The organism is Mesorhizobium sp. M2A.F.Ca.ET.043.05.1.1, assembly GCF_003952445.1.
GTDB lineage: Bacteria > Pseudomonadota > Alphaproteobacteria > Rhizobiales > Rhizobiaceae > Mesorhizobium.
In genome coordinates this window covers 5,302,280-5,327,063 of the sequence record NZ_CP034446.1, presented here as the reverse complement: position 1 = coordinate 5,327,063, position 24,784 = coordinate 5,302,280, and the positions used below count along the sequence as shown (strand labels likewise).

At 65.3% G+C, this 24,784-nt stretch carries 29 protein-coding genes; 18 read left to right on the top strand and 11 right to left on the bottom strand.

Going from position 1 to position 24,784, the window contains the following annotated elements:
• Positions 1-20 precede the first annotated feature (20 nt).
• From gnd to EJ069_RS25815, 6 genes are all read left to right on the top strand, one after another.
• Positions 21-1,034 (top strand): phosphogluconate dehydrogenase (NAD(+)-dependent, decarboxylating), encoded by a 1,014-nt coding sequence (gnd, locus tag EJ069_RS25840; protein WP_126063713.1) that lies wholly within the window; start codon positions 21-23, stop codon positions 1,032-1,034.
• 13 nt (positions 1,035-1,047) lie between these two features.
• Positions 1,048-2,424: a glucose-6-phosphate dehydrogenase gene (zwf, locus tag EJ069_RS25835; RefSeq protein ID WP_126063712.1), complete on the top strand. Its 1,377-nt coding sequence runs from the start codon at positions 1,048-1,050 to the stop codon at positions 2,422-2,424.
• A gap of 17 nt (positions 2,425-2,441) precedes the next feature.
• Entirely contained in the window at positions 2,442-3,146 is a 705-nt protein-coding gene (locus tag EJ069_RS25830) for an ROK family protein (RefSeq protein WP_126063711.1), read from the top strand.
• Between the two features lie 204 nt (positions 3,147-3,350).
• Positions 3,351-3,812, top strand: coding sequence for a MucR family transcriptional regulator (locus tag EJ069_RS25825; protein WP_126063710.1), 462 nt, complete (start codon positions 3,351-3,353; stop codon positions 3,810-3,812).
• 108 nt (positions 3,813-3,920) lie between these two features.
• On the top strand, positions 3,921-5,021 hold the full coding sequence (locus tag EJ069_RS25820) for an aminotransferase class I/II-fold pyridoxal phosphate-dependent enzyme (RefSeq protein WP_126063709.1): 1,101 nt from the start codon (positions 3,921-3,923) through the stop codon (positions 5,019-5,021).
• 144 nt (positions 5,022-5,165) lie between these two features.
• Positions 5,166-6,404, top strand: a complete 1,239-nt coding sequence (locus EJ069_RS25815; protein ID WP_126063708.1) for an MFS transporter — start codon at positions 5,166-5,168, stop codon at positions 6,402-6,404.
• Positions 6,405-6,590: 186 nt separating this feature from the next.
• Here EJ069_RS25815 and EJ069_RS25810 read toward each other — a convergent pair whose 3' ends face one another.
• Positions 6,591-6,821: a hypothetical protein gene (locus EJ069_RS25810; RefSeq protein WP_126063707.1), complete on the bottom strand. Its 231-nt coding sequence runs from the start codon at positions 6,819-6,821 to the stop codon at positions 6,591-6,593.
• 334 nt (positions 6,822-7,155) lie between these two features.
• Between EJ069_RS25810 and EJ069_RS25805 the strand changes: the two genes are divergently transcribed.
• Genes EJ069_RS25805 through EJ069_RS25795 form a run of 3 tightly spaced genes read left to right on the top strand, consistent with a single transcriptional unit; the run spans position 7,156 to position 8,635 of the window.
• Positions 7,156-7,779: a hypothetical protein gene (locus EJ069_RS25805; RefSeq protein WP_126063706.1), complete on the top strand. Its 624-nt coding sequence runs from the start codon at positions 7,156-7,158 to the stop codon at positions 7,777-7,779.
• A gap of 33 nt (positions 7,780-7,812) precedes the next feature.
• Positions 7,813-8,124, top strand: a complete 312-nt coding sequence (locus tag EJ069_RS25800) for a hypothetical protein (protein ID WP_126063705.1) — start codon at positions 7,813-7,815, stop codon at positions 8,122-8,124.
• Between the two features lie 10 nt (positions 8,125-8,134).
• Positions 8,135-8,635, top strand: a complete 501-nt coding sequence (locus EJ069_RS25795; protein ID WP_126063704.1) for a hypothetical protein — start codon at positions 8,135-8,137, stop codon at positions 8,633-8,635.
• An 88-nt stretch (positions 8,636-8,723) separates the two neighbouring features.
• On the opposite strand, the gene EJ069_RS25790 is transcribed toward EJ069_RS25795, so the two are convergent.
• The 6 genes from EJ069_RS25790 to hemC form a co-directional block, all read right to left on the bottom strand.
• Positions 8,724-9,440 (bottom strand): glutamine amidotransferase, encoded by a 717-nt coding sequence (locus tag EJ069_RS25790; RefSeq protein ID WP_126063703.1) that lies wholly within the window; start codon positions 9,438-9,440, stop codon positions 8,724-8,726.
• A gap of 18 nt (positions 9,441-9,458) precedes the next feature.
• Positions 9,459-9,938, bottom strand: coding sequence for a TerB family tellurite resistance protein (locus EJ069_RS25785; RefSeq protein ID WP_126063702.1), 480 nt, complete (start codon positions 9,936-9,938; stop codon positions 9,459-9,461).
• A 33-nt stretch (positions 9,939-9,971) separates the two neighbouring features.
• Entirely contained in the window at positions 9,972-11,543 is a 1,572-nt protein-coding gene (locus EJ069_RS25780; RefSeq protein WP_126063701.1) for a heme biosynthesis protein HemY, read from the bottom strand.
• Positions 11,544-11,553: 10 nt separating this feature from the next.
• Complete coding sequence (locus tag EJ069_RS25775; RefSeq protein ID WP_126063700.1) at positions 11,554-13,023, bottom strand: mitofilin family membrane protein; 1,470 nt, start codon at positions 13,021-13,023, stop codon at positions 11,554-11,556.
• 206 nt (positions 13,024-13,229) lie between these two features.
• Complete coding sequence (locus EJ069_RS25770) at positions 13,230-13,943, bottom strand: uroporphyrinogen-III synthase (protein ID WP_126063699.1); 714 nt, start codon at positions 13,941-13,943, stop codon at positions 13,230-13,232.
• Between the two features lies 1 nt (position 13,944).
• Positions 13,945-14,868, bottom strand: coding sequence for a hydroxymethylbilane synthase (gene hemC, locus EJ069_RS25765; protein ID WP_126063698.1), 924 nt, complete (start codon positions 14,866-14,868; stop codon positions 13,945-13,947).
• 212 nt (positions 14,869-15,080) lie between these two features.
• Here hemC and tsaD point away from each other — a divergent pair, with 212 nt between their 5' ends.
• The 6 genes from tsaD to EJ069_RS25735 are packed head-to-tail and all read left to right on the top strand — an operon-like array spanning position 15,081 to position 19,079.
• A complete protein-coding gene (gene tsaD, locus EJ069_RS25760) occupies positions 15,081-16,166 on the top strand; it encodes a tRNA (adenosine(37)-N6)-threonylcarbamoyltransferase complex transferase subunit TsaD (protein WP_189476557.1) in 1,086 nt (361 codons plus the stop codon).
• The gene (locus EJ069_RS25755) at positions 16,163-17,182 is read left to right on the top strand and encodes an NAD(P)H-dependent glycerol-3-phosphate dehydrogenase (RefSeq protein WP_126063696.1); all 1,020 of its coding nucleotides are present in this window, start codon (positions 16,163-16,165) and stop codon (positions 17,180-17,182) included. The genes tsaD and EJ069_RS25755 overlap by 4 nt, the downstream gene beginning before the upstream one ends.
• Before the next feature lie 17 nt (positions 17,183-17,199).
• Positions 17,200-17,496 (top strand): YciI-like protein, encoded by a 297-nt coding sequence (locus EJ069_RS25750; protein WP_126063695.1) that lies wholly within the window; start codon positions 17,200-17,202, stop codon positions 17,494-17,496.
• A gap of 30 nt (positions 17,497-17,526) precedes the next feature.
• Complete coding sequence (locus EJ069_RS25745) at positions 17,527-17,952, top strand: EVE domain-containing protein (RefSeq protein ID WP_126063694.1); 426 nt, start codon at positions 17,527-17,529, stop codon at positions 17,950-17,952.
• Complete coding sequence (locus EJ069_RS25740; RefSeq protein ID WP_189475985.1) at positions 17,907-18,605, top strand: methyltransferase; 699 nt, start codon at positions 17,907-17,909, stop codon at positions 18,603-18,605. Before EJ069_RS25745 ends, EJ069_RS25740 begins: the two co-directional genes overlap by 46 nt.
• A 48-nt stretch (positions 18,606-18,653) precedes the next feature.
• Positions 18,654-19,079, top strand: a complete 426-nt coding sequence (locus tag EJ069_RS25735) for a DUF1761 domain-containing protein (protein ID WP_126063692.1) — start codon at positions 18,654-18,656, stop codon at positions 19,077-19,079.
• Between the two features lie 9 nt (positions 19,080-19,088).
• Here EJ069_RS25735 and gcvA read toward each other — a convergent pair whose 3' ends face one another.
• A complete protein-coding gene (gcvA, locus tag EJ069_RS25730; RefSeq protein ID WP_126063691.1) occupies positions 19,089-20,009 on the bottom strand; it encodes a transcriptional regulator GcvA in 921 nt (306 codons plus the stop codon).
• A 131-nt stretch (positions 20,010-20,140) separates the two neighbouring features.
• Between gcvA and EJ069_RS25725 the strand changes: the two genes are divergently transcribed.
• A complete protein-coding gene (locus EJ069_RS25725; RefSeq protein WP_126063690.1) occupies positions 20,141-20,392 on the top strand; it encodes a hypothetical protein in 252 nt (83 codons plus the stop codon).
• A gap of 78 nt (positions 20,393-20,470) precedes the next feature.
• Here the strand turns inward: EJ069_RS25725 and EJ069_RS25720 are convergent, their stop codons facing one another.
• Positions 20,471-21,004 (bottom strand): L,D-transpeptidase, encoded by a 534-nt coding sequence (locus EJ069_RS25720; protein ID WP_245456274.1) that lies wholly within the window; start codon positions 21,002-21,004, stop codon positions 20,471-20,473.
• Positions 21,005-21,153: 149 nt separating this feature from the next.
• On the opposite strand from EJ069_RS25720, the gene EJ069_RS25715 reads away from it, so the two are divergent.
• Together EJ069_RS25715 and EJ069_RS25710 are read left to right on the top strand one after the other, a co-directional pair.
• Positions 21,154-21,837, top strand: a complete 684-nt coding sequence (locus EJ069_RS25715; protein WP_040991447.1) for a response regulator transcription factor — start codon at positions 21,154-21,156, stop codon at positions 21,835-21,837.
• A gap of 263 nt (positions 21,838-22,100) precedes the next feature.
• The gene (locus tag EJ069_RS25710) at positions 22,101-22,556 is read left to right on the top strand and encodes a cyclic nucleotide-binding domain-containing protein (protein ID WP_126063689.1); all 456 of its coding nucleotides are present in this window, start codon (positions 22,101-22,103) and stop codon (positions 22,554-22,556) included.
• 290 nt (positions 22,557-22,846) lie between these two features.
• Here EJ069_RS25710 and xth read toward each other — a convergent pair whose 3' ends face one another.
• Positions 22,847-23,653, bottom strand: a complete 807-nt coding sequence (gene xth, locus EJ069_RS25705) for an exodeoxyribonuclease III (RefSeq protein WP_126063688.1) — start codon at positions 23,651-23,653, stop codon at positions 22,847-22,849.
• 349 nt (positions 23,654-24,002) lie between these two features.
• Positions 24,003-24,671 carry an outer membrane lipoprotein carrier protein LolA gene (locus EJ069_RS25700; protein ID WP_042645542.1) on the bottom strand — a complete coding sequence of 223 codons (669 nt, stop codon included), beginning with the start codon at positions 24,669-24,671 and terminating at the stop codon, positions 24,003-24,005.
• Positions 24,672-24,784 lie beyond the last annotated feature (113 nt).

Below are 24,784 nucleotides of genomic sequence, written 5' to 3'. Positions count from 1 at the left end.
CAAGCAATCGGGATGAAACCATGCAGATCGGAATGATGGGGCTGGGCAGGATGGGCGCCAATATGGTGCGGCGTCTGATGCGCGACGGCCATGAATGCGTCGTCTACGACATCAATTCGGCAAGCGTCGCCGGCATGGTCAAGGACGGCGCCATTGGCGCCGCCTCGCTGGAAGAGTTCGTAGGCAAGCTCGCCAAGCCGCGCTGCGCCTGGCTGATGCTGCCGGCCGCGATCACCGGCAGGATCGTCGACCAGGTGGCGGCGCTGATGGAGCCGGGCGACATCATCATCGACGGCGGCAATTCCTACTACCACGATGCCGTCGACCAGGCGGCGAAGCTGGCGGTGAAGGGCATCAACTTCGTCGATGTCGGCACCAGCGGCGGCGTCTGGGGGCTCGAACGCGGCTACTGCCTGATGATCGGCGGCCCGGACGAAGCGGTAAGGCATCTCGATTCGGTCTTTGCCACGCTGGCGCCGGGACCGGACGCCGGAGCCAATCCCTCGAAGGCCGACGGAACGGCGGCTTTCGGCTATCTCCATTGCGGCCCGAGCGGCGCCGGCCACTTCGTTAAGATGGTGCATAACGGCATCGAATATGGCGTCATGGCCGCCTATGCCGAGGGCATGAACATCCTGAAATCGGCCAATGCCGGCAAAAGGCAGCGCACCGCCGATGCCGAGACGAGCCCGCTCGAGAACCCGCAATACTACCAGTTCGACATCGACCTGCCCCAGGTCGCCGAGGTTTGGCGGCATGGCAGCGTCATCGGTTCCTGGCTGCTCGATCTCACCGCCGGCGCGCTGAAGAGCGATCCGGCACTCGCCCAGTTCGGCGGCCGCGTCTCCGACTCCGGCGAGGGACGCTGGACGCTGAAGGCGGCGATCGACACCGGCGTGCCGGCGCCGGTGCTGTCCTCGGCGCTGTTCGACCGCTTCTCCTCGCAGGGCGAATCGCAATTCGCCGACAAGCTCCTGTCCGCCATGCGCTATGCCTTCGGCGGCCATGTCGAAAAGCCGAAGACCGGCGCGTGAGGGGAGAGACGGCATGAGCCAGGAGAGGTCCGACACGCTGGTGCTTTTCGGAGCGACCGGCGACCTTGCGCACAAGAAGATATTCCCGGCGCTCTACCAGATGGTCGCCAAGGGAACATTGGCCGAGCCGGTGATCGGCGTTGCCTTCGACCCTTGGGAGCTGCCCAAGCTGGTCGACCGCGCCCGCGACGGCATCGTCACCGCGCTGGGCGGCATCGACGACATGGTCTTTGCCAAGCTCGCCTCGCAGCTGCGCTATGTCAGCGGCGACTACCGCGACGGCGCCACCTTCGAGAAGCTGAGGACGGCGCTGGGTCCGGCGCAACACCCGCTGCACTATATGGCCGTGCCGCCGACGATGTTCGAGACCGTCGTGCAGGGGTTGGAGCAGTCCGGCACCGCGCACGGCGCGCGGCTGATGATCGAAAAACCCTTCGGCCACGACCTGCAGTCGGCGCGCTGGCTGAACCGGGTGCTGCATCTGGTGTTCGACGAGCAGTCGATCTTCCGTATCGACCACTATCTCGGCAAGGAAGCGATCCAGAACCTGCTCTATTTCCGCTTCGCCAACTCCTTCCTCGAGCCGATCTGGAACCGCAACTTCGTCGAGAGCGTGCAGATCACCATGGCCGAGGATTTCGGCATCGAGGGCCGCGGCAAATTCTATGACGATGTCGGCTGCATCCGCGACGTGATCGAGAACCATTTGCTCAACATCCTGCTTCTACTCGCCATGGAGCCACCGGTCGGCCGCTCGGCCGACGACCTGATCGACGAGAAGGTGCAGGTGCTGCGCGCGATCCGCACGCTGACCAGGGACGACGTCGTGCGCGGCCAGTTCGACGGCTATCTGGCCGAGCCGGGCGTCAGGCCCAACTCGCCGGTGGAGACCTTCGCCGCCGTGCGCTTCTTCGTCGACACCTGGCGCTGGCGCGACGTGCCCTTCTTCATCCGTGCCGGCAAGAACATGCCGGTGCACGCCACCGAGGTGATCGTGCGGCTGAAGCGGCCACCGCTCGACGTCTTCGATCCTATCAAGCCGGACGACGCCAATTACGTGCGCTTCCGCATCGACCCGCAGGTGGCGATCTCGATCGGCGCGCAGCGCAAGAGGGCCGGCGACGACATGATCGGCGAGCAGGTGGAACTCACCGCGCTCGACGACTCCAAGGGCGACATGCCGCCTTACGAAAGGCTGATCGGCGACGCCATGAACGGCAATGGCCAGCTGTTCACGCGCCAGGACGCCGCCGAGCTTGCCTGGCGCATCGTCGGGCCGGTGCTCGGCGACACCACTCCGCCGGCGATCTATGCGCCCAAGACCTGGGGGCCGGCCGATGCCATGAAAGGCTTCGGCCCGCCCGATGGCTGGATCAATCCGACCAGATAACTTCCGGGGAGGAGGGAATGGCGAAGGCAGCAAAGACCGCCGCGACGGGCAGCGATCCGATCGTGCTCAGCATCGATGTCGGCGGCTCGCATGTGAAGATCCTCACCAGCGCCGGCGGCGAGATGCGCCGCGTTCCGTCCGGCCCGAGCCTGACCCCCGACCAAGTCGTCGCTTCGGTCGGGAAACTGGCGGAGGGCCTGACCTACGACTTGATCTCGATGGGCTTTCCCGGCCCTGTAAGGGACAACAAGCCCTCGCTCGATCCCTTCAATCTCGGCAAGGGCTGGAACGGCTATGATTTCACCGCCGCCTTCGGCAAGCCGGTGAAACTCGTCAACGACGCCTTGATGCAGGCGATCGGCAGCTATGACGGGGGCCGCATGCTGTTCCTCGGCCTCGGCACGGGCCTGGGCGCCGCCATGATCATCAGGAATGTCGGCCAGCCGATGGAGCTTGCCCATCTGCCCTACAGGAAGGGCGCGACTTTCGAGGACTATATCGGCGAGCGCGGCCTGGTGAAGCACGGGAAGAAGAAGTGGCGCAAATACGTTTTCGACGTCGTGGGCAGGCTTCGCGCCGCCTTGCAGCCGGACTATGTCGTGATCGGCGGCGGCAATGTCGACAAGCTGGATGAATTGCCTGAAAAATCCCGGCGCGGCGACAACACTCGCGCTTTCGAGGGTGGATTTCGTCTATGGCGCGACAAGGCGCTGATCGTCTGATATTGTTACATTTCAGTATAATTGTTCAAAACAGCGTGTATTGATGCGACAAACGTTGCGTCGCGCAGATTTGCCGACTAGGAATTCGCCGGCCTGCGGCCCCTGCGGCTTTCGAATTCGCCAACAACGCTGGCAGCGCTTTGATATTACACACCGCGAAGCCGGATCGGTTTCGCGGCCTTGCGGTAGAAATGGAGGGACTACGTGGACGAAGACACCAGCACAGCCAAGGAAGTCGATCTGCTCGAGCTCACCGCTCACATCGTATCGGCCTATGTCGCGAAAAACCGCCTGCCCGCTTCGGACCTGGGCGGGCTGATCGCCAGCGTCGCCTCATCGATCGGCGGGATCAGCCAGCCGGCGGAACCCGCGGCGCCCCCGCCGACCCCCGCCGTCAATCCCAGGCGCTCGGTGACGCCGGACTACATCATCTGCCTCGAAGACGGGAAGAAGTTCAAATCGCTGAAGCGCCATATCGGCGTGCATTTCGGCCTGACGCCCGAAGCCTACCGCGCCAAATGGGGCTTGCCGGCCGACTATCCGATGGTCGCTCCCAACTATGCGGCCTCGCGCTCGCAGCTGGCCAAGTCTATCGGCCTCGGCCGCAAGGCGGAACCGGAACCGGCGAAGCCCGCCCGGGGTAGGAAGGCCAAGGCGAGCGCTTGAAATAGCGCGCCTGCACCAATGATTTGAGGAAGCCTGCCGAGGAATCCGCCTTGGCAGGCTTCCTGCTTTTGTGGCTTGGTTGCTACCTGAGATTGGGTGGAGGGGGCCATGAACTACGCCAGGATGCTGATCGAGAAGGAAGCGCCGGAGGAATACGGCTACGACCGCATCCGCTACAATCTCTCCGAAAGCTCGATCGCCGACCAGAAACTCTCCGACATCGGCCTGACGCTGCCCGACCTCACCTTGTTCTATGGCGAGCATCGCGGCGACAAGGACCTGCGCGCGCTGATCGCCGCGCAGGACGAGGGCCTTTCCCCCGCCGATGTGCTGGTGACGGCGGGCGCGGCCGGCGCGCTGTTCATCATCGCCACCGCGCTGCTGTCGCCCGGCGACCATCTTGTGGTCGTGCGGCCGAACTACGCCACCAACATCGAGACACCGAAGGCGATCGGCTGCGCCATCTCTTATGTCGATCTCGATTTCGACCAAAGCTTCGCCGTCGACATCGGACGCGTGAAGGCGGAGCTGCGGCCGAACACCAGACTGATCAGCGTCACCTGCCCGCACAATCCGACCGGCACGATGATGACACGCGGCGATCTCGACGCGCTGATCGCGCTTGCCGAACATCGCAAATGCCGCCTGCTGGTCGACGAGACCTATCGCGATCTCTCCTACGGCGAGCGCCTGCCGGCGGCGGCCTCGCTCAGCCCCAGCGCCATCAGCGTCTGCTCCCTGTCCAAGGCCTTCGGCATCCCGGGCATCCGCATCGGCTGGCTGGTGACCCGCGATCCGCAACTGCAGGAAACCTTCCTTGCCGCCAAGGAGCAGATCGGCATCTGCGGCAGCGTCATCGACGAGGCGATCGCCCGCGCGACCCTCGAACGCCGTGACGCCTTCTTGGCCTCGTTGCTCCCCGAGATGGCCAGGCGCCGCGACATCGTGCAGGCCTGGATCGACGGCGAGACGCTGGTCGACTGGGTGCGGCCGCAGGGCGGCGTCGTCGGCTTCCCGCGGCTCAACGTCGACGCGGGTTTCGACCTCGATCGCTTCTACGCCAGGCTGCTGGAGGAGCACGGCACCTATGTCGGCCCCGGCCACTGGTTCGAGATGCCGAAGCGCTTCTTCCGCCTCGGCTTCGGCTGGCCGACGGAAGCGGAGCTGCGCGGCGGGCTGGCGGCCATCTCGGCCGCGTTGCGGAGCTGAGCCGCCATCCGGGCAAAGATTCGATTTTCTTTGATCCAGCGCGGATTTTTGCGCGCATGGCAGGACGAACTGAGCTAAAGGGTTCTGGCCGGACCAGCGCCCACCGTGCCCCGCCGGCCATTGTCGCAACGGGGCCCTCGAACCATGACAGCCGAAGCAACGTCACCAGACCAGCGTTACGCCGCGTTCCGGCACCGCCCGTTCCTCAGCTACTGGACGGCGCGTTTCCTCACCACCTTCGCCACGATGATCGTGTCCGTCGCGGTCGGCTGGCAGGTCTACGACCTGACCCGCGACCCGTTCGATCTCGGCATTGTCGGCATCGTCCAGTTCCTGCCTTCGCTGCTTCTGGTCCTGGTCACCGGGGTGGTCGCCGACCGCTTCGGCCGCCGGCTGATCATGACGGTGGCGACGCTGGTCGAAGCCGGCTGCGCGCTGGCCCTGCTGCTTCTGACGCTGCGCGGCCTTCATGGCCCGCTGCCGATCTTCATCGTGCTGGTGATGTTCGGCATAGCACGGGCCTTCTACGGACCGGCTTCGTCCTCGCTCTTCGCCAATCTCGTGCCGCAGGAAGACTTCGCCAACGCCATCGCCTGGAACTCGTCGGCCTGGCAGACGGCGACCATCGTCGGCCCGGTCGCCGGCGGCCTGCTCTACGGCGTTTCGGCGGAAGCCGCCTACGCCACCGCCGCCGTGCTGATGCTCGCCGCCGCGGTGCTGATCTTCACCATTCCCAAGCCCGCCCAGCAGACGGCAACCGACAAGCCGACGATGCAGACGCTGTTTGCCGGCTTCGGCTATATCTGGAGCGAGAAGATCGTGCTCGGCGCGATCTCGCTCGACCTCTTCGCCGTGCTCCTGTCGGGCGCCTCGGCGCTGCTGCCGGTCTATGCGCGCGATATCCTGGAGCTCGGCCCCTGGGGCCTCGGCCTGCTGCGCTCGGCGCCCGGCATCGGCGCCATCTGCGTCGCCGTCTGGCTTGCCGGTCACCCGATCCGTGACCATGCCGGCAAGATCATGCTGGGCTTCGTCGCCCTGTTCGGCGCCTTCACCGTGCTGTTCGGCGTGTCGACCATCACCTGGCTGTCGATCGCGGCGCTGGCCCTGCTCGGCGCCACCGACATGTTCAGCGTCTATATCCGCGAGACGCTGATCCAGCTCTGGACGCCCGACGAGGTGCGCGGCCGCGTCAACGCCGTCAACCAGGTCTTCGTCGGCGCCTCCAACGAGGTCGGCGAATTCCGCGCCGGCACGATGGCGGCGCTGATCGGCACGGTCCCCGCCGTGGTGATCGGCGGCATCGGCGCCATCGCGGTCGCGGGCTTGTGGGCCTGGCTGTTCCCGGCGCTGCGGCAGGTGACGCACTTGAACAGCCGCGAGTGATCGCGCCCTGTATCTAAGCCGCCAAATCCGACGCTAGAGCGTTTCACCGTTTCACGGAAACGGCGATCCGCTCTATCCCTTTGTTTTTACGCAATTTCGGACGGAAAACCGCTCACACTTTTCCTAGAATTGCTCTATGGCCAATCAGACTGCGCCGTCGGTCAACGAGACGGGTCGCGAGCAGACCTACTCCGAGAAGCTCACGCTCACGCCGCGCTGGCGAAAATAGGCCTGCATCAACTTGCGGCCGGCGCGGTTGTTCTGCACCAGCCTGGTTGGATCGAAAACCGCCTGTTTCTTCCCCTCTCGTCCCAGTGCCGCCTTGAGCGCCGCGATATGCGCATCGAGGTCGGCATTGTCCGCTCGGAGTGAGGCATAGATATTTTCGGTCGCCTCGGCCAAGGTCAGTTCGCTCACAGTGTCGTCCTTTTGATTGATCGGGCGGCGCCTTAGCACAGATTCGCCGCTCGTCGATACCAATGAGATTGTCAGTGCAAAGGCGCCGCCGGTTGGGCCGCAACTTGATCGAGCGCCAGCCACCGGATTCGACGTTTGCCGCTATCCACATCCGCCGGCAGCCAACATCCGGCAGAGGACCGCGTTCGAGTCCGTGGTGAGTCCCCGGCGCGACCACGATGCCTCCCCGCACGCGATTGCTCGGAGTTGACGCAAGTCAAAGCCACGCCTCCTGGGAGAAGGTTATACCTCCCCACGAACGCACGCAGGGCAGTACGGCAAAATGGAGGCAATGATGTCGGATCAGAGCAGCATGCATGCCTATCTGAATTGGACCAAGCAACGGATCGACGAGATGGACGCCATCTTGGCATCGCTGGAAGCCAAGGTGGGCCAAGTGAAGGTCGACTCGAAGGCCGATGCCGATCGAATTGTCGCCGACCTCAGGAAGCGGCGCGACGAATTTGAGGCCGGCGCGAAGGCCCAAGCAAAAGCAGGACAAGCTGCTGTCCGGGAGAACACAGCCAAGTTGGAATCGCAGTGGCGTCGTTTCGAGACAGAGGTCAACACGTATTTCGAGATGGTCGGCAAACAGGCGGAGCAGCAAAAGGCGACATTCCTCCAGGCTGCCGCAGCGCAGGCTAAGGCTTGGCGCGCGACGGCCGAGGCATTCCACAACGAAGCTGGGAAAGCCGTGACCGCGAGGCGCGCCGACATCGACGCGGCGGTAATCAAGATGAAGGCCGACGCCGCGGAGGCCGAGGCGCGGCTGCATAAGCTGACGCAGGCAGGAGGAGAATCCTGGGCGGCGCTGAGCGCGGCGCTGGCCGAATCGCGCCAAGCATTCGATCGAGCAAATCAAAAGGCCGGCGATGCCCTGAAGGGCGGTGCGCAGACCAAATCCGAGTCATCGACCTGAATTCGGGCAAGGTTACTTCGGGAAGGTAACGACGTGAGCACAGATGCCGTAATCTCCCGCGAGTTGAAATCGCTGCAAGAGGCGGTGGCGCTCTTGCAACAGCAGCGAGCGGCCGCAGCCGCCCCGACAGACAATGTTGCCACCGGTGCCGAACCGGTCCACACAGCCGAAGATGACCACACAGCCGAAGGCGAAGAATGGCACGCCGACTTGCGCGCGCTCGCGGACGAGGTCACCGGGTTCTTTGAGGAAGCAGAGAAGAACATTTCGCAACATCCGACGTCGAGCGTCGTCGGCGCGCTGCTTGTCGGAATACTGATCGGGCGCCTGCTCGGAAGGCACTGAGGGACGAAGCGTGATTGATCATCTTGTTCGCGACCTGCAGGTGTTGAAAAAAGCCGATCTTCTGATCGGGAAGATTTGGCTGGACATTCTGCTGCGTCGGGCCGGTCTGATTGCCTTCTCTGGCCTCATTGCAGTGTTCGGGCTGGGGATGGTCAACATCGCCGGCTTCTACGCCCTGCAGGTGTCCATCGGCCAAGCATGGGCGGCCGCCGCCGTCGCCCTGATCGACATTGTGATCGCCGCCATCGTGCTGCTTCTCGCCAGCAAGTCCAGGCCCGGACCGGAACTCGAACTCGCCTTCGAAGTCCGAAAAATGGCTGTCGACTCCATCGAAGCGGACGCGCGTGACCTGAAACTTACCATCGAGGCAGTCGGTCAGGAACTCAAGAACGTCAGGGCGAACATAACCGAACTCGCGCACAATCCGCTGGATGTCGCTGCGCGAAAACTGCTCGTCCCCGCGGTCCTGTCAATGCTGAAGGGAATGCGATCCAGGAAGGAGCAGGCCTGACGATAAACGCCTGCTCAATCCCAACGGCAGATGCGGCATAAGTTGTCTTCGGGCAAACTCGGCCGTTCGACGCAATTTGGCCCCCGTCCTACCCCGCCGCCGGCCGACCAAAAATCAGCCCCAAAAACTCGGCTAACCAGCGCTTGAGGTGCATGTCCCAGATCAGTCGGCCGCCGAGATGGTCGCGGCCGGGCTGGGCGCCGGGGAGCTCGAAGCGATGCGCGCCGCGCACCACCCAGCGATGCATCATTATCCGGGTCAGCTCGCCATGGAACTGGATACCCCAGGCGTTCTCGCCGTAACGAAACGCCTGGTTGGGATAGGTTTCCGCCGTCGCCAGCAGCGTCGCTTCCTTGGGCAGCGAAAAGCCCTCGCGGTGGAACTGGTAGACCATTTCCGGCCAGTGCAGCAGCTGCTTGCCGGCCTCGGTCGCCTTCAGCGGATACCAGCCGATCTCGACCAGCCCATCGCCATGGCCCTCGACCTTGCCGCCCAAATGGTTGGCGAGCATCTGCGCGCCGAGGCAGATACCGAGGAACGGCCGGTTTTCCTTCAGCGGGATTTGCAGCCAGTCGGTTTCGCGGCGGACGAACTCGTCCTCGTCATTGGCGCTCATCGGCCCGCCGAACACCACCGCGCCGGCATGATCATCCAGCGTGCAGGGCAATTCGTCGCCCAATGGCGGCCTGCGGATGTCGAGATCGAAACCTTCTTCCAGCAGCATATGGCCGACGCGGCCGGGGCTCGACGTCTCCTGATGCAGCACGATCAGGATTTTTGGTCTCGGCCTCGGTCTGGGTGGCATGGAAGGCGATGCGTCCCGTTATTCGTCGCTCGACTTGCCCCGCGCGCCGGGCACCTGCGCCGCCGCCTTGCGGCGCGCCTCGATGCGGTCACGGCGCTCGACGCCGATCAGCTCGGCGACCCGCCAGACGGTGTTGTCCTCCAGCTCGTCAAGCTCGCCGTCGGCATAGACAATTTCCCACATCAGGCCGATGAAGGCCTTGCGCGCCTCGGCGTCGAGATCGCGCTTCAGGATGCTGGTGAAGGCGTAGAGGTCGATCGCCTCATTGTCTGCGCGCTCGCCTGCGGCCGCCAGCGCGTCGAGCTCCTCGCCGCTCACCGAATAGGTCTCGGCCAGGATCTGCTTGAAGCGCTCCCATTCGACGTCCTGGCGCACGCCGTCGGCGTTCATCACATGGTAGAGCAGCGCCGAAGCCGCGACGCGCGGATCGTCGGCGCTCGGCTTGGCCTCGCCGCCTCCCGGCAGGTCCCTCAGGAAGGCCAATACGCGCTCGAACATCGATGTTTTTTCCCTGCCCGCCAAAACCCTACCTCAGAACAAACGAAACCGGCGCGGCGATTTTTCCGCTTCCTCTTCCGGCGCGACACCCGGATCGTCGGGCAGAGGCGGTAATTCCGAACCCCGCCCGGCGGTTTCAGCTTCGCTGACATCTTCCGTAACAGCCGCGTCCTTCTCGCCGCCATTCGCCGGCAAGGGCTTCTCGACAGGCGCGTCCGCAACAATGTCGATCGCCTTTTCAGCGGGTGCTGCGGCGGGCGGCGCAGCTGTGATCGCCGGCACCGCGGCGTCCGTCTCGCTGTCGATCAGCTGGCCGAGCCGCTCCATCGGCGCGCGCCAGGTGAAGGCGTCGAGCTTGCCGGTGACCGGCGACACCGGCGCCCAGCGCTCGGAGATGACGCCGTCCGCCACCCAGGCCGGATCGCGCGGCGCACGTACGGCTTTGGACAGCAGCTGCCTAACCTTGCCCTGGTCTCCGGTCTCGGCCTCCTCGATATCGGCGAGCAGAAGATAGGCGCCCTCGCGGCGATCCATGCGGATCGCGGCCTCCGCTTCGCGCCGCGCGGTGGCGAAATCCTGCGCGTCGAGCGCCGCCCGAGCCACGGCCATCGATGACTCGGCGTGGTTCCTCTTCAATTCCTGCAGTTTCCTCGCCCGGTTGAGACGGTCGAGCACGGCGTCGCCCGGCCTCGCATGCGTGTAGAGCTCGGCAATGTCGGGATGCGGCTCGGCCTTCCAGGCGGCTTCCAGGATCTTGGAGCCCTTGCGCACGTCGTTTTGCCGGATAACCAGATCGGCGGCGATCACCGCGGCCGGCGCGAAATCGGGAGCCAGCTTGTTGGCTTCGAGCGCCGCGGTGCGGGCCGCGTTCGGGTCGCTGTCGACAAGCGCCTGCGCCTTGGCTGTCAGCAGCACGGCGCGACGGCGGTTGGCCACGTCGCGTTCGATCTGCCTTGTCGATTTCTGTGCCTCGACCAGCTTCAGCGCGCCGTCCCAGTCGCCACGTTCGGTCAGTTCCTCGAGCGTCGACTCCGCCGCCCAGGCGAGCTGCGGCGCCACCGCCGCCGCGCGGCCGGCATAATGGCGCGCGGCGTTGCGGTCGCCGAGCCGTTCGGCCTCGAGATAAAGCCCGCGCAGGCCGAGCAGCCGCATCTCGGGATCGTCGAGCATGCGCTCGAATTTCTCGCGCGCGCCTTCATGATCGCCCTCGAGCAGCGAGGCCTGTGCGTCGAGCAGGTTGATCAGCGGCTCCTGGTCGGCGCTGATCAGCTTCGCCGCTTCCTTGGTTTTCTTGCGCGCAAGCGCTCCGTCGCCGGCGCCGGCGGCGATCATGCCGGTCGACAGCGCCTGATAGCCGCGGTCGCGGCGGCGCACGCGGAAATAGCGCGAGATCGTGTAGGGGCTGTTCCACAGCGACTTGATCAGCCACCAGACGATCATCACCGCGGCGACCACCGCGACGATCGCCACCGCCGCCACCATCAGCGTGACCTGGTACTGGTAGCCGTTGAAGGTGACGAGCATTTCGCCCGGACGGTCGGCCAGCCAGGCAAAGCCCAGCCCCAGCGCGAAGACGACGGCGAGGAAGGCGAGAAGGCGGATCATCTGTTCGTCCTCACGCCTTCGTCGCGCCGGCAATCAGCGCTTCGAGCTGCTTTTCGACTTCGAGCCGCGCCTTCAGTTTGCCGGCAAAGTCGGCGCCGGCGGCCTTTGAGGCGTCGGGCAGCGTGTTATACTCGCTGAGCGCCTTGGCGTAGTCGCCCTGGTTGACCGCCACTTCCATGCGGGCGACGGTTTCGGGCGCGCCCTTGCCTTCAACGCTGCCGACCGGCCGCACCTTGACCAGCGATTCCGCGCTCGACACCAGGCTCTGGAAGAAACCGGCATTCTGGTCTACCGGCTTTGCCGCCTCGACCATGGCGTTGGCGGCGGCATCCACCTCCGAAGCGATGGTGGCGCGGGTCGGCACACCCTTGTCGGCATAGGAGCGCAGCGCCGCGAGCTCGGGCGCATCCGGCGCGATGGCCGCGAAGGTGTCGAGCTCGGTCGCGAAGGGCGCGCCGCGGTCGAGCGCCGACTTCAGCGCCGCGGCCGCGATCGCCAGCGCGATCTTGGGCTGCGAGGCCTGCGCCTCGACCTTGCCGGAAAGCTGCGACACGGACTGTTCCAGCGCCGCCACCCGGCCATCCTCGGCCTTGGCTGCGTCGCCGGTCGATTTCACCAGGGCGTCGAGCCCGGCGATCTTCTCGTTGAGCGGACCGAGATCGACGGGTGCCGCGTTGCCGTTCTTCTGCAGATCGGCAACGGCGGTCTCGATCTGGCCGACCTTGTCGCCGAGCGCCTTGAGCGCCGCGCCGTCGCCGCCTTGGCCGGCCGAGGTTTTCAACGCCGCCACCTCGGACTTGACCTGCTCGAGCGCCGACGAAAGACCGTCGACCGTGGCCGACGCTCCCTTGTCGCCGCTTTCCTTCGGCGCCGCGATCTCGCTTTTCAGCGACGCGATCTCGCCATTGACGCCTTCGAGCGATCCGCCGTTCGATCCCGGCGCGCCAAGCAGGCCGACCGCCTGCAGCAGGCCGGCGCCGGCAAGCGCGATCACGCCGCCGATGACGCCCGCTGCGATGACGCTGACGCCGGTTCTCCGCGACGGCTGCGGCGCGCGATCCTCGCCCCGTGCCTCGCTTCGCGTCTCGCTTGATTTCGCTGCCGGGGCGCCGGCAGCGGCAGCGGATGCGTCCTCGAAATTGTAGTCGAAGCCCTGGGGCTGGCTCTTCGGCTCATCGGAGCCGCCTGGATACGGCGCTTCGGGCTCGCCTTTGCCGGCTTCGGGCTTTTCGGCCGCCGCCTGGGCGACGTCGCTATGCTCCCACGGCTCGATATCGGCCTGCTCGGCATGGATCGGCTCTTCCGGCGCCTCCGGCTGCGAAGCGGCCGCGGCTTCTTCCGCCTTCGCCTCGTCGGTCTGCGCGGCCTTAGCCTTCGCGGCATCCTCGTCGGTGATTCGCGAGACGGCGCCGGGCTCGAGTTCGATGGTCACCGGCTCGCGCCGGGTCTTCGAATGTCGCATCTTCGGCGTCTTGACCATGCTTGGGCTCCGCAAAATGGCTTGGGGATGGATCGAAGGGTCCAGAGCGTCAGGATGCTCTAGCACATCACCAAGCGGTGAAAAGGGGCGGTGTGATGACGCGGCTTAGAGCAATTCCAGGAAAAGTGTGAGCGGTTTTCCGTCCGGAATTGCGTAAAAACAAAGAGCTAGGGCATTTCACCGTTTCCGTGAAACGGCGAAATGCCCTAGCGCGGTTGCGACAAAAGCGCGAGCAACGCGTCTTCCTCAGGCTGGGATGCAATGCGGACCCTGCTGCCGGCAATGCCTTCCATCGGCTGGCCGACGCGCGTCGAGAGCGCCAGGAACTGCGTTTTTTCAAAGAGATACCGTAGCGTCGGCCGCGCCATCAGGCCGACCACCGCTGCGCCGGCCTTGGCTGAGTAAAGCAGCGCGGCCTCGACCGGCTGGCCCGACAGGACGGCGACCACCTCGGCATCGCCATAGTCGACGCCTATCGTGTCGTAGGTTTCGATCGGCTGAACGTGCGCGCCCGCCGCCGCGAGCCGCCGTTCGAACGTCGGCAACCGAACGCGGCCGCACAGATAGACGATTGCCTTGCCGGCAAGGCCGCCGGCGATGGCGTCGGCCAGCGCCTCGGCATCGCCCGGACCTTCCGCGACCGATAAAAATCCCGCCGCGCGGCAGGCCTCGGCCGTCCGTTTGCCGACCGCGTGGCATGGCAGGCCCGCAAGCGACGCGACCAGCGGCTTTGGCGCATGCCGCACCGCATTGGCGCTGGTGACCGCAACCGCGACGGCATCGGCGCCGATGCTCGCCTCGACCGGCACTGCCCTCGTCGCGGTCAGCGGCAGCAGGACAGGCTGAAATCCCAGGGTTTCGAGGCGTCGTGCCGTGCGCGACGCGCCGGGCTCCGGCCTCGTCACCAGGACGCGGACCATGTCAGGCCCAGCCGTCGAAGAATTCAGCGCCGGCCCTGGCGCGGACAGTCCGCGCGGCGTCGAGACCGATCTCCACCGCGTCCGCGGCCTCGGCCTCAAGCCGGAGCTCATGCGATTGCGTGCCGTCGGGCGAGATGATCAACCCGGCGAAGGACAGTTTTTCGCCCGCCACCGTCGCATGGCCGGCGATCGGCGTGCGGCAGGAGCCGTCGAGCGCGGCGAGGAAGGCGCGCTCGCAGGCGAGTGCCTGGCCGGTCGGCACGTGATGAATCGCCGCCAGCATTTTTTCGACCTCGCGGTCGCCGACACGGGTTTCGATGCCGATCGCGCCTTGCCCCGGCGCCGGCGGAAACTCCTCGAGCGCCATCAGCTCGGTGACGACATGTTCGAGCCCGAGCCGCTTCAGCCCGGCATAGGCCAAGATCGTGCCCTCGGCGACGCCCTCGTCGAGCTTGCGCAGCCTCGTCTGCACATTGCCGCGGAAGATCACCACCTCGAAATCCGGCCGCATGCGGCGAAGCAGCGCCTGGCGCCTGAGCGACGACGAACCGACCACCGCGCCATGCGGCAGGTCGGCGATCCGCTTCACCCGTTTGCCGATGAAAGCGTCGCGCGCGTCCTCGCGCGGCAGGAAGGTGACAAGCTCCAGCCCGTCGGGCAGCACCGTCGGCATGTCCTTCGACGAATGCACGGCGATGTCGATGCGGCCGTCGAGCAGCGCTTCCTCGATTTCCTTGGTGAACAGGCCCTTGCCGCCGGCTTCCGAGAGCGGCCGGTCCTGGATGCGGTCGCCGCTGGTGGAGATCGCCACCACCTCGAAGGCCTGCTCGGGCAGCCCATGCGCCTGCATCAGCCGCGCCCGCGTCTCATGCGCCTGGGCGAGCGCCAGCGGGCTGCCGCGTGTTCCGATTTTCAAAGTTTGCATGGCGCGCGGTCCGTGATAACCCCCGTCCTTGGCCGAGGTCTGTCGAGATTCAGGTCAGGCCGAGCCGAAAATGGTGGGTTCCGAGAACCGGAGCGGAGCGTACTTGAAGTACGTGAGCACCGGAAGCGCAGGAACCCGTCATTTGCAGGCCGGCATCATCTGAATATCGATAGACCTCCGGTGATACAATCTTTGAGGCTAGCGACCAATTGATCCGCGTTCTGGGCATTGAGACGAGCTGCGACGAGACGGCGGCCAGCGTTGTGGCGCTGGACGGCGGCGCCGCGCCCGAAATCCTGTCCAACGTGGTGCTGAGCCAGATCGAGGAGCATGCGGCCTTTGGCGGCGTCGTGCCGGAGATCGCCGCGCGTGCCCATGTCGAGGCGCTGGACGGCATCGTCGAGGCGGCGCTCGCTGACTCGTCCGTCTCGCTAGACGAGGTCGACGCCATCGCCGCCACCGCCGGTCCCGGCCTGGTCGGTGGGCTGATCGTCGGCCTGATGACGGCGAAGGCGATCGCCGCCGCCGCCAACAAGCCGCTGATCGCCATCAACCACCTCGAAGGCCACGCGCTGACGGCGCGGCTGACCGACGGTCTCGACTTTCCCTATCTTCTGCTGCTCGTCTCCGGCGGCCACACCCAGATCGTCGCGGTGCGCGGCGTCGGCGACTACCAGCGCTGGGCGACCACCATCGACGATGCGCTGGGCGAAGCCTTCGACAAGACGGCCAAGATGCTCGGCCTGCCCTATCCCGGCGGCCCGAATGTCGAGAAGGCGGCGGCGACAGGCGACGCCGGCCGCTTCGCCTTCCCGCGCCCGATGAAAGGCTCCGCGCAGCCGGATTTCTCCTTCTCCGGCCTGAAGACGGCGGTGCGCCAGGCAGCGACCGCGATCGCGCCGCTGAGCGATCAGGACGTCGCCGATATATGCGCTTCCTTCCAGGCGGCGGTGGCCGACGCGCTGGGCGACCGTGTCGGCCGCGCGCTTGCCCGCTTCCGCCAGGAATTTCCCGATCAGGCAAAACCGGCGCTGGTCGTCGCGGGCGGCGTTGCCGCCAACCGCACCATCAAGGCGACGCTTGAAGCGCTTTGCGCGCAAGCCGGCTTCGCCTTTGTCGCGCCGCCGCAGAAACTCTGCACCGACAATGCGGCGATGATCGCCTGGGCCGGCATCGAACGCCTGCGCGCCGGCATCGCCGGCGAGAACAGCGCCGACTTCGTGCCGCGTTCGCGCTGGCCGCTCGACAGCGTTTCGACGCCGATGGTCGGCTCGGGCCGGCGTGGGGCCAAGGCATGAGTGCCAAGCGAACGAGCGGCAGCAAATCCGGCAGCGGCTGGCGCGTCGCGGTGCTGGGCGGCGGCGCCTGGGGCACGGCGCTGGCGCTTGCCATGCTGCGCGCCGGCCATGATGTCCGGCTCTATGCGCGCGACACCGAAACCGTCGCCGCCATCGCTCGCGGCGAGAACCCACGCTATTTGCCCGGCATCAGCATCGAGCCCGGCATCGCGGCCACCAGCGATATGGCGGCCGCGCTCGACGGTGCCGACTGCGTGCTCGCCGTGACGCCGGCGCAGTCGCTGCGCGCCGTCCTGGCCACCGCTCGGCACCATGTGCCTCGGGGAGCACCGCTGGTGCTCTGCGCCAAGGGCATCGAGCGCGACACTGGCGCGCTGCTCTCGACGATTGTCGAGGTAAGCCTGCTCAACAATCCGGTCGCAGCGCTTTCCGGTCCGAGCTTCGCCAGCGATGTCGCGCGCGGCCTGCCGACGGCGGTCGTGGTCGCGGCCCGCGAGGCGGAACTGGCGGCCGAGCTTGCCGCCCGCTTCTCGGCGGAAAATCTGCGCTGCTATTCCAGCGATGACCTGATCGGCGTCGAGATCGGCGGCGCACTGAAGAACGTCTTTGCTATCGCCGCCGGCGCTGTCACCGGCGCGGGCCTTGGCGCCAGCGCCCAGGCCGCCATGGTGACGCGCGGCTTCGTCGAACTGCGCCGCATCGGCGCCGCTTTCGGGGCGAAGCCCGAGACGCTGATGGGGCTTTCCGGCCTTGGCGATCTTCTGCTCACCTGCTCCTCGGCGCAATCGCGCAATTTCGCCTATGGCCTGGCACTCGGCCAGGGCAAGCCACTTGCCGGCCTGCCGCTTGCCGAAGGCGTGCCGACGGCCGGCATTGCCGCCCGCATTGCCGCCGAGCGCGGCATCGAGGCGCCGATCATTTCGGCCGTCGCCGCCATCCTCGAGGGCAAGATCACCATCGGCCAGGCCGTGACCGCGCTGATGACACGCCCGCTCAAGACCGAAACCGACATCTGAACCATCGGAGTTGAAGAATGCTGTTTGCGTTGATTTGCAAGGACAAGCCCGGCAGCCTGCAGCTGCGCGTCGACACCAGGCCTACCCATGTCGCCTTCCTCGAAGGCCTGAACGGCGAGGGAAAGCTGGCCTTCGCCGGTCCCTTCCTCAACGCCGAGGGCAAGCCGGACGGCAGCCTCGTCGTCGTCGAGGCGCCGGACCTGGCTGCGGCGCAGGCGCTGTCGGCGGCCGACCCCTACGCCAAGGCGGGCCTGTTCGAAAGCGTTGAGATTCGTCTGTGGAACTGGACCTTCAACAAGCCGGCGGCTAGTTAATTCAGGTCCGCGCCAAGGAGGAATACGAGCATGAACTACTGGCTGTTCAAGTCCGAACCCTCGGTCTTTTCCTTCGAGGCGCTGAAGACCAAGGGCAAGGCCGGCACGCAGTGGGACGGCGTGCGCAACTACGCCGCCCGCAACAACATGAAGGCGATGCGGATCGGCGATCTCGGCTTCTTCTATCATTCCAATGAGGGGCTGAACATCGTCGGCATCGCCGAGGTCTGCGCGCTGGCGCATCCCGATACGACGACCGACGATCCGCGCTGGGAGTGCGTCGACATCCGCGCCTTCAAGGACGTGCCGAAGCCGGTAACGCTGGAACAGGTCAAGGCCAACCCGAAATTGGCCGAGATGGCGCTGGTGCGGCTCGGCCGGCTTTCCGTGCAGCCGGTGACGCCGGCCGAATGGAAAGAGGTCTGCCGCATGGCCGAGCTCAACCCGGCGCCGTGACCAGGCTTACGCCGAAAAGCGCCAAAATGTTCATCCTCGACAACACGGCGCTGATGGCGCCGCCGCATGTGCCGGAAGTGCTTTTGCACCTCGCCGACGAGGCGCATGACCTTTGGCTGCGCACCGAGGAGGAGCTGGCCGAGATCGGCCTGCCGCCGCCCTTCTGGGCCTTCGCCTGGGCCGGCGGCCAGGGCCTCGCCCGCTATGTGCTCGACAATCCCGGGACGGTGCGCGGCAGACGCGTGCTCGACTTCGCCTCCGGCTCGGGCCTCGTTGCCATAGCCGCGATGAAAGCAGGCGCGAAGCAAGTGATCGCCGCCGACATCGATCCGTTCTGCGAGACGGCGATCGCGCTTAACCTCGAAGCCAACGGCGTCGAAGCGCAATTCCTCGGCACGGATTGTGTCGGCACCGACGATGGCTGGGACCTCGTGCTTGCCGGCGACGTCTTCTACGACAAGGCTTTCGCCGACAGGCTGCTGCCCTGGTTGACGAGCCTGAAGGCGCGCGGCGCCGAGATCCTTGTCGGCGATCCCGGCCGCGCCTACCTGCCCAGCACCGGGCTGCAATCGCTTGCCGTCTACCAGGTTCCGGTGACGCGTGTGCTGGAGGATGCCGAGGTCAAGCGCACGACCGTCTGGCGCCTCGCTTGACGCGATCGCCGAACAAGCGTTCCATCGTCTCGATCTGGAGGGGAAAGCATGGATTTTTCGGTCGTGAACTGGCTGGCGGTGGTTGTCGCCGCCGTCGTCGCATGGTTGTTCGGCGCAGCCTGGTATATGAGCCTGAGCAAGCCCTGGCTGAAGGCGGCCAAGCTCGACCCGGCCACCATGCAACGCTCGGCCGTTCCCTTCATCGTCAGCTTCGTCGCCGAGCTGGTCATGGCGCTTGTCCTGACATTGGTGGTCGGGGCAATCACCGGCGGCGAGCCGAACCCGGTCGCGGGCTTGCTGTTCGGCTTCGTGCTTTGGCTGGGTTTCATCGCCACCACGCTTGCCGTCAACCACCGCTATGAAGGTTTCGGCTGGGCCCTGACCCTGATCGATGCCGGCCATTGGCTGGGCGTGATGCTGATCATCGGCGCCGTCATCGGCTGGTTCGGCGCGCCGGCGGCGCCGGCGGGCTGACGACAGGTCCTATGTCGGCGTTTTCGCCACCTCATCCAGCAGCCATTCGCGAAAGGCGATGACCCGCGCGTCGTCCTTCGCTGCCTCGGGATAGACCAGGAAATAGGCGAATTCCGGCGCGACCTTGATGCCGAGCTCGAAGGGCCGCACCAGGCGCCCTTGCGAAAGATCGTTGGCGACCATGGCGAAGTCGGCCAGCGCCACCGCATTGCCGTCGAGCGCCGCCTGGGTGGCATCGGTTGACGATCCGAACACCAGCGTGCGGCTGTCGTCGAAATCGTCGACGCCGGCCGCCTGCATCCACATGCTCCAGTTCGGCCAGGTCACGCCCTGCCGCGACCATTCGATATGCGCGAGCGTGTGGTTGAAAAGGTCGCGCGGCTCTTTCAGCGGCGGACCTGACGCCAGCAGCGCCGGGCTGCACACCGGGATGATGATGTTCTCGAACAGCCGGTGCGCGCAGAGTCCCGGATATTTGCCGGTGCCGAAGCGGATGCCGATATCGACATCGTCGCGCTCGAAATCCCTGACGTCGTAGGTGATGTCGAAGCGCAGCTCGATGCCGGGCTTCTGCCGGCGGAAGTCGTCGACGCGGCGCATCAGCCATTTCGTCGCGAACTGCGCGTCGAGCGTAACCTTCAGCAATGCCGTGCCGCGGGTCATCTTGCGGGCGCGGCTGACCGCCCGGTTGAGCAGGTCGAGCGCGTCGATCGATGCGTCGTGCAGCAGGCTGCCCGCCTCGGTCAGCCGGATGCTGCGGCTGGTGCGCGTGAACAGCACCAGGTCGAGCTGATCCTCGATTTCCTTGATCTGGTGGCTGACCGCCGCCGGCGTCAGGCCGAGCTCATCGGCGGCGCGGGTGAAATTGAGGTGCCTGGCGGCCGCCTCGAACGTCCTCAGCGCGCGCGTTCCGGGCAGCAGCTTGGACATCCGATCTCCAAATAAAACTTGATAATCAGAAAAGAACTACTCGTTTCCCGTTTGTTTTTCAATCCGGCATCATGGCTCCATCGAAACACCATCAAACCGGATTTGATATCCGGAGAACACGGGATGAAGCCATGTCCGAGATCGCCCTGAAGCCCTGCACCCCCCTGGAATCGCGCTCGAGCCTGACCCTTTGGCTGCGTTCGGCACGCGATTGGCTGCGCCAGGCCCGCGTCGCCGCCACCTTGCCTGGGGAATCCGTCGAAGACCTTTCCGACCGCGACCTGCGCGACGTCGGCGGCCGGCGCCGCGACATCACAAAGGCATTGGACCGCGAGTTCCGAGAGATCGGACTGCTGGGGACAGGTTGGCAGCGTCGTCGCTAAGGCAGTAAGGGAGTAGGGCAGTAGGGAAAAGAACCACCTACTGCCCTACTGCCCTACTGCCCTACTGCCCTACTGCCCCTACCTCACCACCCTCACCACCGTCCTATCCGACAGCAACGGAAGCAGCCTCGCCATGGTCCGCGCCGTCACCGCCACGCAGCCCTGGGTCGGCGTGAAGCCCGGCCGCGCCAGATGGAAGAAGATCGCGCTGCCGCGCCCGCGCAAGCGCGGCGCGATGTTCCAGTCGAGCACCAGGCAGACATCGTAAAGCCGGTCGTCGCGCTTCATCCGCTCATGGCTCGCGCCATAGGGGATCTTCACCGGACGGTTGTAGTTGCGGTCGTCCGGCACCTCGCACCAGCCGAGATCCGGACCGATCGGCGCCATCGGCAGCCTCGTCCTGCGCCCGCCCGAAAAATGATCGCCCCGGAAATAGCCCGACAGGATGCGCATCGACGCCAGCGGCGTCGCGCCGTCCCCTTCATGCTTGTTGGCGGTGATGCCGCTGCGCCCCAGGGCGCAGGGAAACGCCGTTTTGCCGGCTTGCAGGAAGCCTTGCGCTGGGTTGCCGGGGCGCGCGCGCACCACCAAAACGCGCAAGCCTTTCGGCAAAAATGCGCCCGCCTCATTGCGCGCGCGTTTTTTCTTGTATGATCGTGTCACGGAACAAATCACTGTGATCGGCTGTTGCGCCGGTGAGCTTCCGCATAAATGGGGGGAGGTCAACTGAATATTCTTTTTAAAACAACGGATTGATATCCATGACATCACGCACCATCCTGATCGTCGATGACGACGACGACCTGCGCGCCACCCTGGTCGAGCAGCTGGCGCTCTACGAGGAATTCGACGTTCAGCAGGAATCGACCGCCGCAAAAGGCGTTGCCGCCGCGCGCGGCGGCGTCGTCGACCTTCTCATCATGGATGTCGGCCTGCCCGATATGGACGGCCGCGAGGCGGTGAAGATCCTGCGCAAGGGCGGCTACAAGGCGCCGATCATCATGCTGACCGGCCACGATACCGATTCCGACACGATTCTGGGTCTCGAGGCCGGCGCCAACGATTATGTGACCAAGCCCTTCCGCTTCGCCGTCCTGTTAGCCCGCATCCGCGCCCAGCTTCGCCAGCACGAGCAGAGCGAGGACGCCACCTTCTCGGTCGGACCCTACACGTTCAAGCCCAGCCAGAAGCTCTTGATCGATCCGCGCGGCGCCAAGGTGCGGCTGACCGAGAAGGAAGCCTCGATCATCAAATATCTCTACCGCGCCGACCAGAAGGTGGTGACGCGCGACGTGCTCTTGGAAGAGGTCTGGGGCTACAATTCCGGCGTCACCACGCACACGCTGGAGACCCATGTCTACCGGTTGCGCCAGAAGATCGAGCGCGATCCTTCCAATGCCGAAATTCTTGTGACAGAAAGCGGCGGCTACAAGCTGGTTCCTTAAACATTTCATGATCTAGACCAATTCCGCGAAAAGTACGAAACGGTTGAGCTTGGCGGCTTCGCCGTAGCCTTCCGTCCGGAATTGAGCCAAAAGAGATGAGAGCGGTCGGGCGGGACCGTTTCGGGTGCGATCCTGGTGCTGGAGGGTGATGGATCGGCTCGTTGCAGCATCGCACGATGCATGGTGGAGCGCTTCTCGCGCGCCCAGGAGGGCGCGCCGCTCCAAAGGAGGGACTGGACTGACCGCTCGGGGACACAGCTAGGATGGCGCTGGATGATGACATCCGCATCCTGTCCGGCGTGAAGCTTTTCCAGGGCTTCACCCAGGAACAGCTGCGCCTGCTCGCCTTCGGCGCCGAGACCACGCTGCTGCAGGCCGACCATAAGCTCTACCGCGAGGATGACGTCGCCGACTCTGCCTATATCGTGGTCAGCGGCCTGATCACGCTTTATCGGGAGCTAGGGGGCGAACGCGTCCCGATCGGCACCGCGGGTCCGGGCACCATGCTGAGCGAGCTGGCGCTGATAGCCGACACCAACCGGCTGACCAGCGCCTCCGCCGCGGTCGACTCTGAAGTGATCCGACTGAGCCGCAAGATGTTCCACCGCATCCTGGAAGAATATCCGGAGATCGCGGTTCTGTTGCATGAGCGCATCCTGGAGGAATTCCAGCAGATGGTCGCCCGCATCGAGGAACTGGCGCCGCGCTTTACGGGGTAGAGGTTAGGCGTCGGCCAGGGAGCGCCTTCGTCATTCCAGGGCGGAGCAAGGAGCGAAGCGACGCGCGCAGACCCTGGAATCCATGCCGTGACGTTGAAGCGTTGCCGTGTTGCAGAATGAGGGTTCTTACTACCGCCGACCCGCCCGAGCGTTGCGTTCTGTTCTGCATCATTGCATCTTTCGATACAGGTAACGGCATGGATCCTCGGGTCTACGCGCGTCGCTTCGCTCCTTGCTCCGCCCGTGGATGACGACCGAACGCCAGCGCCGCCCTCTCCTCCCGCAGCGCGTCAGTCCAAATCGAATCGCGCAATCACCGGTACATGGTCGGACGGCTTTTCCCAGCCGCGCGCCGCCTGCAGGATCTCGTAGCCTTTGAAATCCGGCACCAGGTTGGCGGAGGACCAGACATGGTCGAGGCGGCGGCCGCGGTTCGACGCCTCCCAGTCTTTCGCCCGATAGCTCCACCAAGTGTAGAGCTTCTGCTCGGCCGGCACGTTGAGCCGCATCAGGTCGACCCAGCCGCCGGCCTTGCGCATCGCCTCGAAATTTGTCGTCTCGACGGGCGTATGGCTGACCACGTTGAGCAACTGCTTGTGCGACCAGACGTCGTGCTCCTGCGGCGCGATGTTCAGGTCGCCGACCAGGATCGAGGCCGACGATTCGTCGCCGCTCGCCGGCACGGAGTTCATCTCATAGACGAAATCGAGCTTGTGGCGGAATTTGCGGTTGATCTCCGGATCGGGCTCATCGCCGCCGGCCGGCACATAGAAATTATGCACCAGCACCGACTTGCCGCCCGCCTGGACCCTGACCGACAGATGCCGGCTGTCGTCGATCTCGCAGAAGCGCCGCTTCTCAACCAGCTCGATCGGCCGGCGCGCGACGGTGGCGACGCCGTGATAGCCCTTCTGGCCGTGAAACAGGATGTGCTCGTAGCCCGCCTTGCGGAATGCCTTCTCCGGGAAGAGCTCGTCCGGCACCTTGGTTTCCTGCAGGCACAGCACGTCCGGCGCGTGCTCCTTCAGCAGCCGCTCGACGATCGGCATGCGCAGGCGCACGGAGTTGATGTTCCAGGTGGCGATGGTGAAAGGCATGCGGCGGGTCCGGGACGGCTAAAGTCGCCGAACTAGTGCCAGTGACCGCGGGCGAAGACAAGCCGAAGCATGTCGCAAGCCTTGGAGATTGGCCAAAGCCTTCTCAACTTCGTCATTCCAGGGTGGAGCAAGGAGCGAAGCGACGCGCGCAGACCCTGGAATCCATGCCGTGACGTGCGAGCGCTGCAACGGTGCAGACCTCGGCACCGAACCGGCACAGGATAATGTTCTTCTGCACCGCATCGTTCTTTGGCAAGCGCAACGGCATGGATCCCAGGGTCTGCGCTCCGCTTCGCGTCGCTTCGCCCTAGGATGACGAAGGCCTTGGACCGGCGCGCTGAATTGGAAGTCAGCGCGTCTTCGTGTTCAGCTCGCGGTTCGCCGTATAGTCGATCGCGAACGTGTCGGCCGGGAAGCTGACGCCTTCCTTGGTGTTGAAGATCATCACCGTGGTGTCCTTGCCTTGCGCGTCGGTGATCGTCCACTGGCGCAGATCATAGGTCTTCGGGTCGAACATCATGGTGATCATCGCATTGCCGAAGACCGACTTGTCGGAAAGCTTGATCGTGGTGAGGTCGTCCTCTTCCTTGACGGCCTTGACGCGCCCGCCGGAGAGGTCGATGCGGTCGTCGAGCAGCAATTTCAGCGGCGTCTTCGACAGCGGGTAGAGGTCGGAGGTGTTGAGCTTCTTGTTCAGGATCACCACCGACTTGCCGTCGGAGATGACGCGGAAGTTCGACGAGCCGTCATAGTTGAAGCGGATCTTGCCCGGACGTTCGAGGAAGAACTTGCCGCCGGTCTGCTCGCCCTTCGGGCCGAACTGCACGAACTCGCCGCTCATCGACTTCACCGAGGAGAAATGATCGGCGATCTTCTGCGCCGCCGGCGGCACCGCCGCCTGCGCGGCCGCCACGAGCTGGTATCCGGGCACAAGGTTGAGAGCGGCAGCTCCGCCAAGCATCAAGCCGAGGCCAAGGAGCTGGCGGCGGGTGATGGCGAATTCGGTCTGGGTGTTCATGCCGGTCACTTCCTGTGATTCGTGTCGTGGCAGTATGTGGACTCCCACTAGGGCCTAAGTTTGGCGGGTGCGCGACAACTTCGCACAAACGCGCCAGACGATTTCCGGTTGCC

Bases quoted from the DNA above. Each gene is read 5' to 3' on its own strand.
- EJ069_RS25815 (WP_126063708.1), top strand. From the start codon at position 5,166: ATGACAGCCGAAGCAACGTCACCAGACCAGCGTTACGCCGCGTTCCGG.
- EJ069_RS25710 (WP_126063689.1), top strand. From the start codon at position 22,101: ATGGCGCTGGATGATGACATCCGCATCCTGTCCGGCGTGAAGCTTTTC.
- hemC (WP_126063698.1), bottom strand. From the start codon at position 14,868: ATGCAAACTTTGAAAATCGGAACACGCGGCAGCCCGCTGGCGCTCGCC.
- xth (WP_126063688.1), bottom strand. From the start codon at position 23,653: ATGCCTTTCACCATCGCCACCTGGAACATCAACTCCGTGCGCCTGCGC.
- EJ069_RS25735 (WP_126063692.1), top strand. From the start codon at position 18,654: ATGGATTTTTCGGTCGTGAACTGGCTGGCGGTGGTTGTCGCCGCCGTC.
- zwf (WP_126063712.1), top strand. From the start codon at position 1,048: ATGAGCCAGGAGAGGTCCGACACGCTGGTGCTTTTCGGAGCGACCGGC.
- EJ069_RS25715 (WP_040991447.1), top strand. From the start codon at position 21,154: ATGACATCACGCACCATCCTGATCGTCGATGACGACGACGACCTGCGC.
- gcvA (WP_126063691.1), bottom strand. From the start codon at position 20,009: ATGTCCAAGCTGCTGCCCGGAACGCGCGCGCTGAGGACGTTCGAGGCG.
- EJ069_RS25790 (WP_126063703.1), bottom strand. From the start codon at position 9,440: ATGCCACCCAGACCGAGGCCGAGACCAAAAATCCTGATCGTGCTGCAT.
- EJ069_RS25775 (WP_126063700.1), bottom strand. From the start codon at position 13,023: ATGGTCAAGACGCCGAAGATGCGACATTCGAAGACCCGGCGCGAGCCG.
- EJ069_RS25725 (WP_126063690.1), top strand. From the start codon at position 20,141: ATGTCCGAGATCGCCCTGAAGCCCTGCACCCCCCTGGAATCGCGCTCG.
- gnd (WP_126063713.1), top strand. From the start codon at position 21: ATGCAGATCGGAATGATGGGGCTGGGCAGGATGGGCGCCAATATGGTG.
- EJ069_RS25785 (WP_126063702.1), bottom strand. From the start codon at position 9,938: ATGTTCGAGCGCGTATTGGCCTTCCTGAGGGACCTGCCGGGAGGCGGC.
- EJ069_RS25830 (WP_126063711.1), top strand. From the start codon at position 2,442: ATGGCGAAGGCAGCAAAGACCGCCGCGACGGGCAGCGATCCGATCGTG.
- EJ069_RS25805 (WP_126063706.1), top strand. From the start codon at position 7,156: ATGTCGGATCAGAGCAGCATGCATGCCTATCTGAATTGGACCAAGCAA.
- EJ069_RS25770 (WP_126063699.1), bottom strand. From the start codon at position 13,943: ATGGTCCGCGTCCTGGTGACGAGGCCGGAGCCCGGCGCGTCGCGCACG.
- EJ069_RS25700 (WP_042645542.1), bottom strand. From the start codon at position 24,671: ATGAACACCCAGACCGAATTCGCCATCACCCGCCGCCAGCTCCTTGGC.
- EJ069_RS25755 (WP_126063696.1), top strand. From the start codon at position 16,163: ATGAGTGCCAAGCGAACGAGCGGCAGCAAATCCGGCAGCGGCTGGCGC.
- EJ069_RS25745 (WP_126063694.1), top strand. From the start codon at position 17,527: ATGAACTACTGGCTGTTCAAGTCCGAACCCTCGGTCTTTTCCTTCGAG.
- EJ069_RS25740 (WP_189475985.1), top strand. From the start codon at position 17,907: ATGGAAAGAGGTCTGCCGCATGGCCGAGCTCAACCCGGCGCCGTGACC.
- EJ069_RS25750 (WP_126063695.1), top strand. From the start codon at position 17,200: ATGCTGTTTGCGTTGATTTGCAAGGACAAGCCCGGCAGCCTGCAGCTG.
- EJ069_RS25820 (WP_126063709.1), top strand. From the start codon at position 3,921: ATGAACTACGCCAGGATGCTGATCGAGAAGGAAGCGCCGGAGGAATAC.
- EJ069_RS25780 (WP_126063701.1), bottom strand. From the start codon at position 11,543: ATGATCCGCCTTCTCGCCTTCCTCGCCGTCGTCTTCGCGCTGGGGCTG.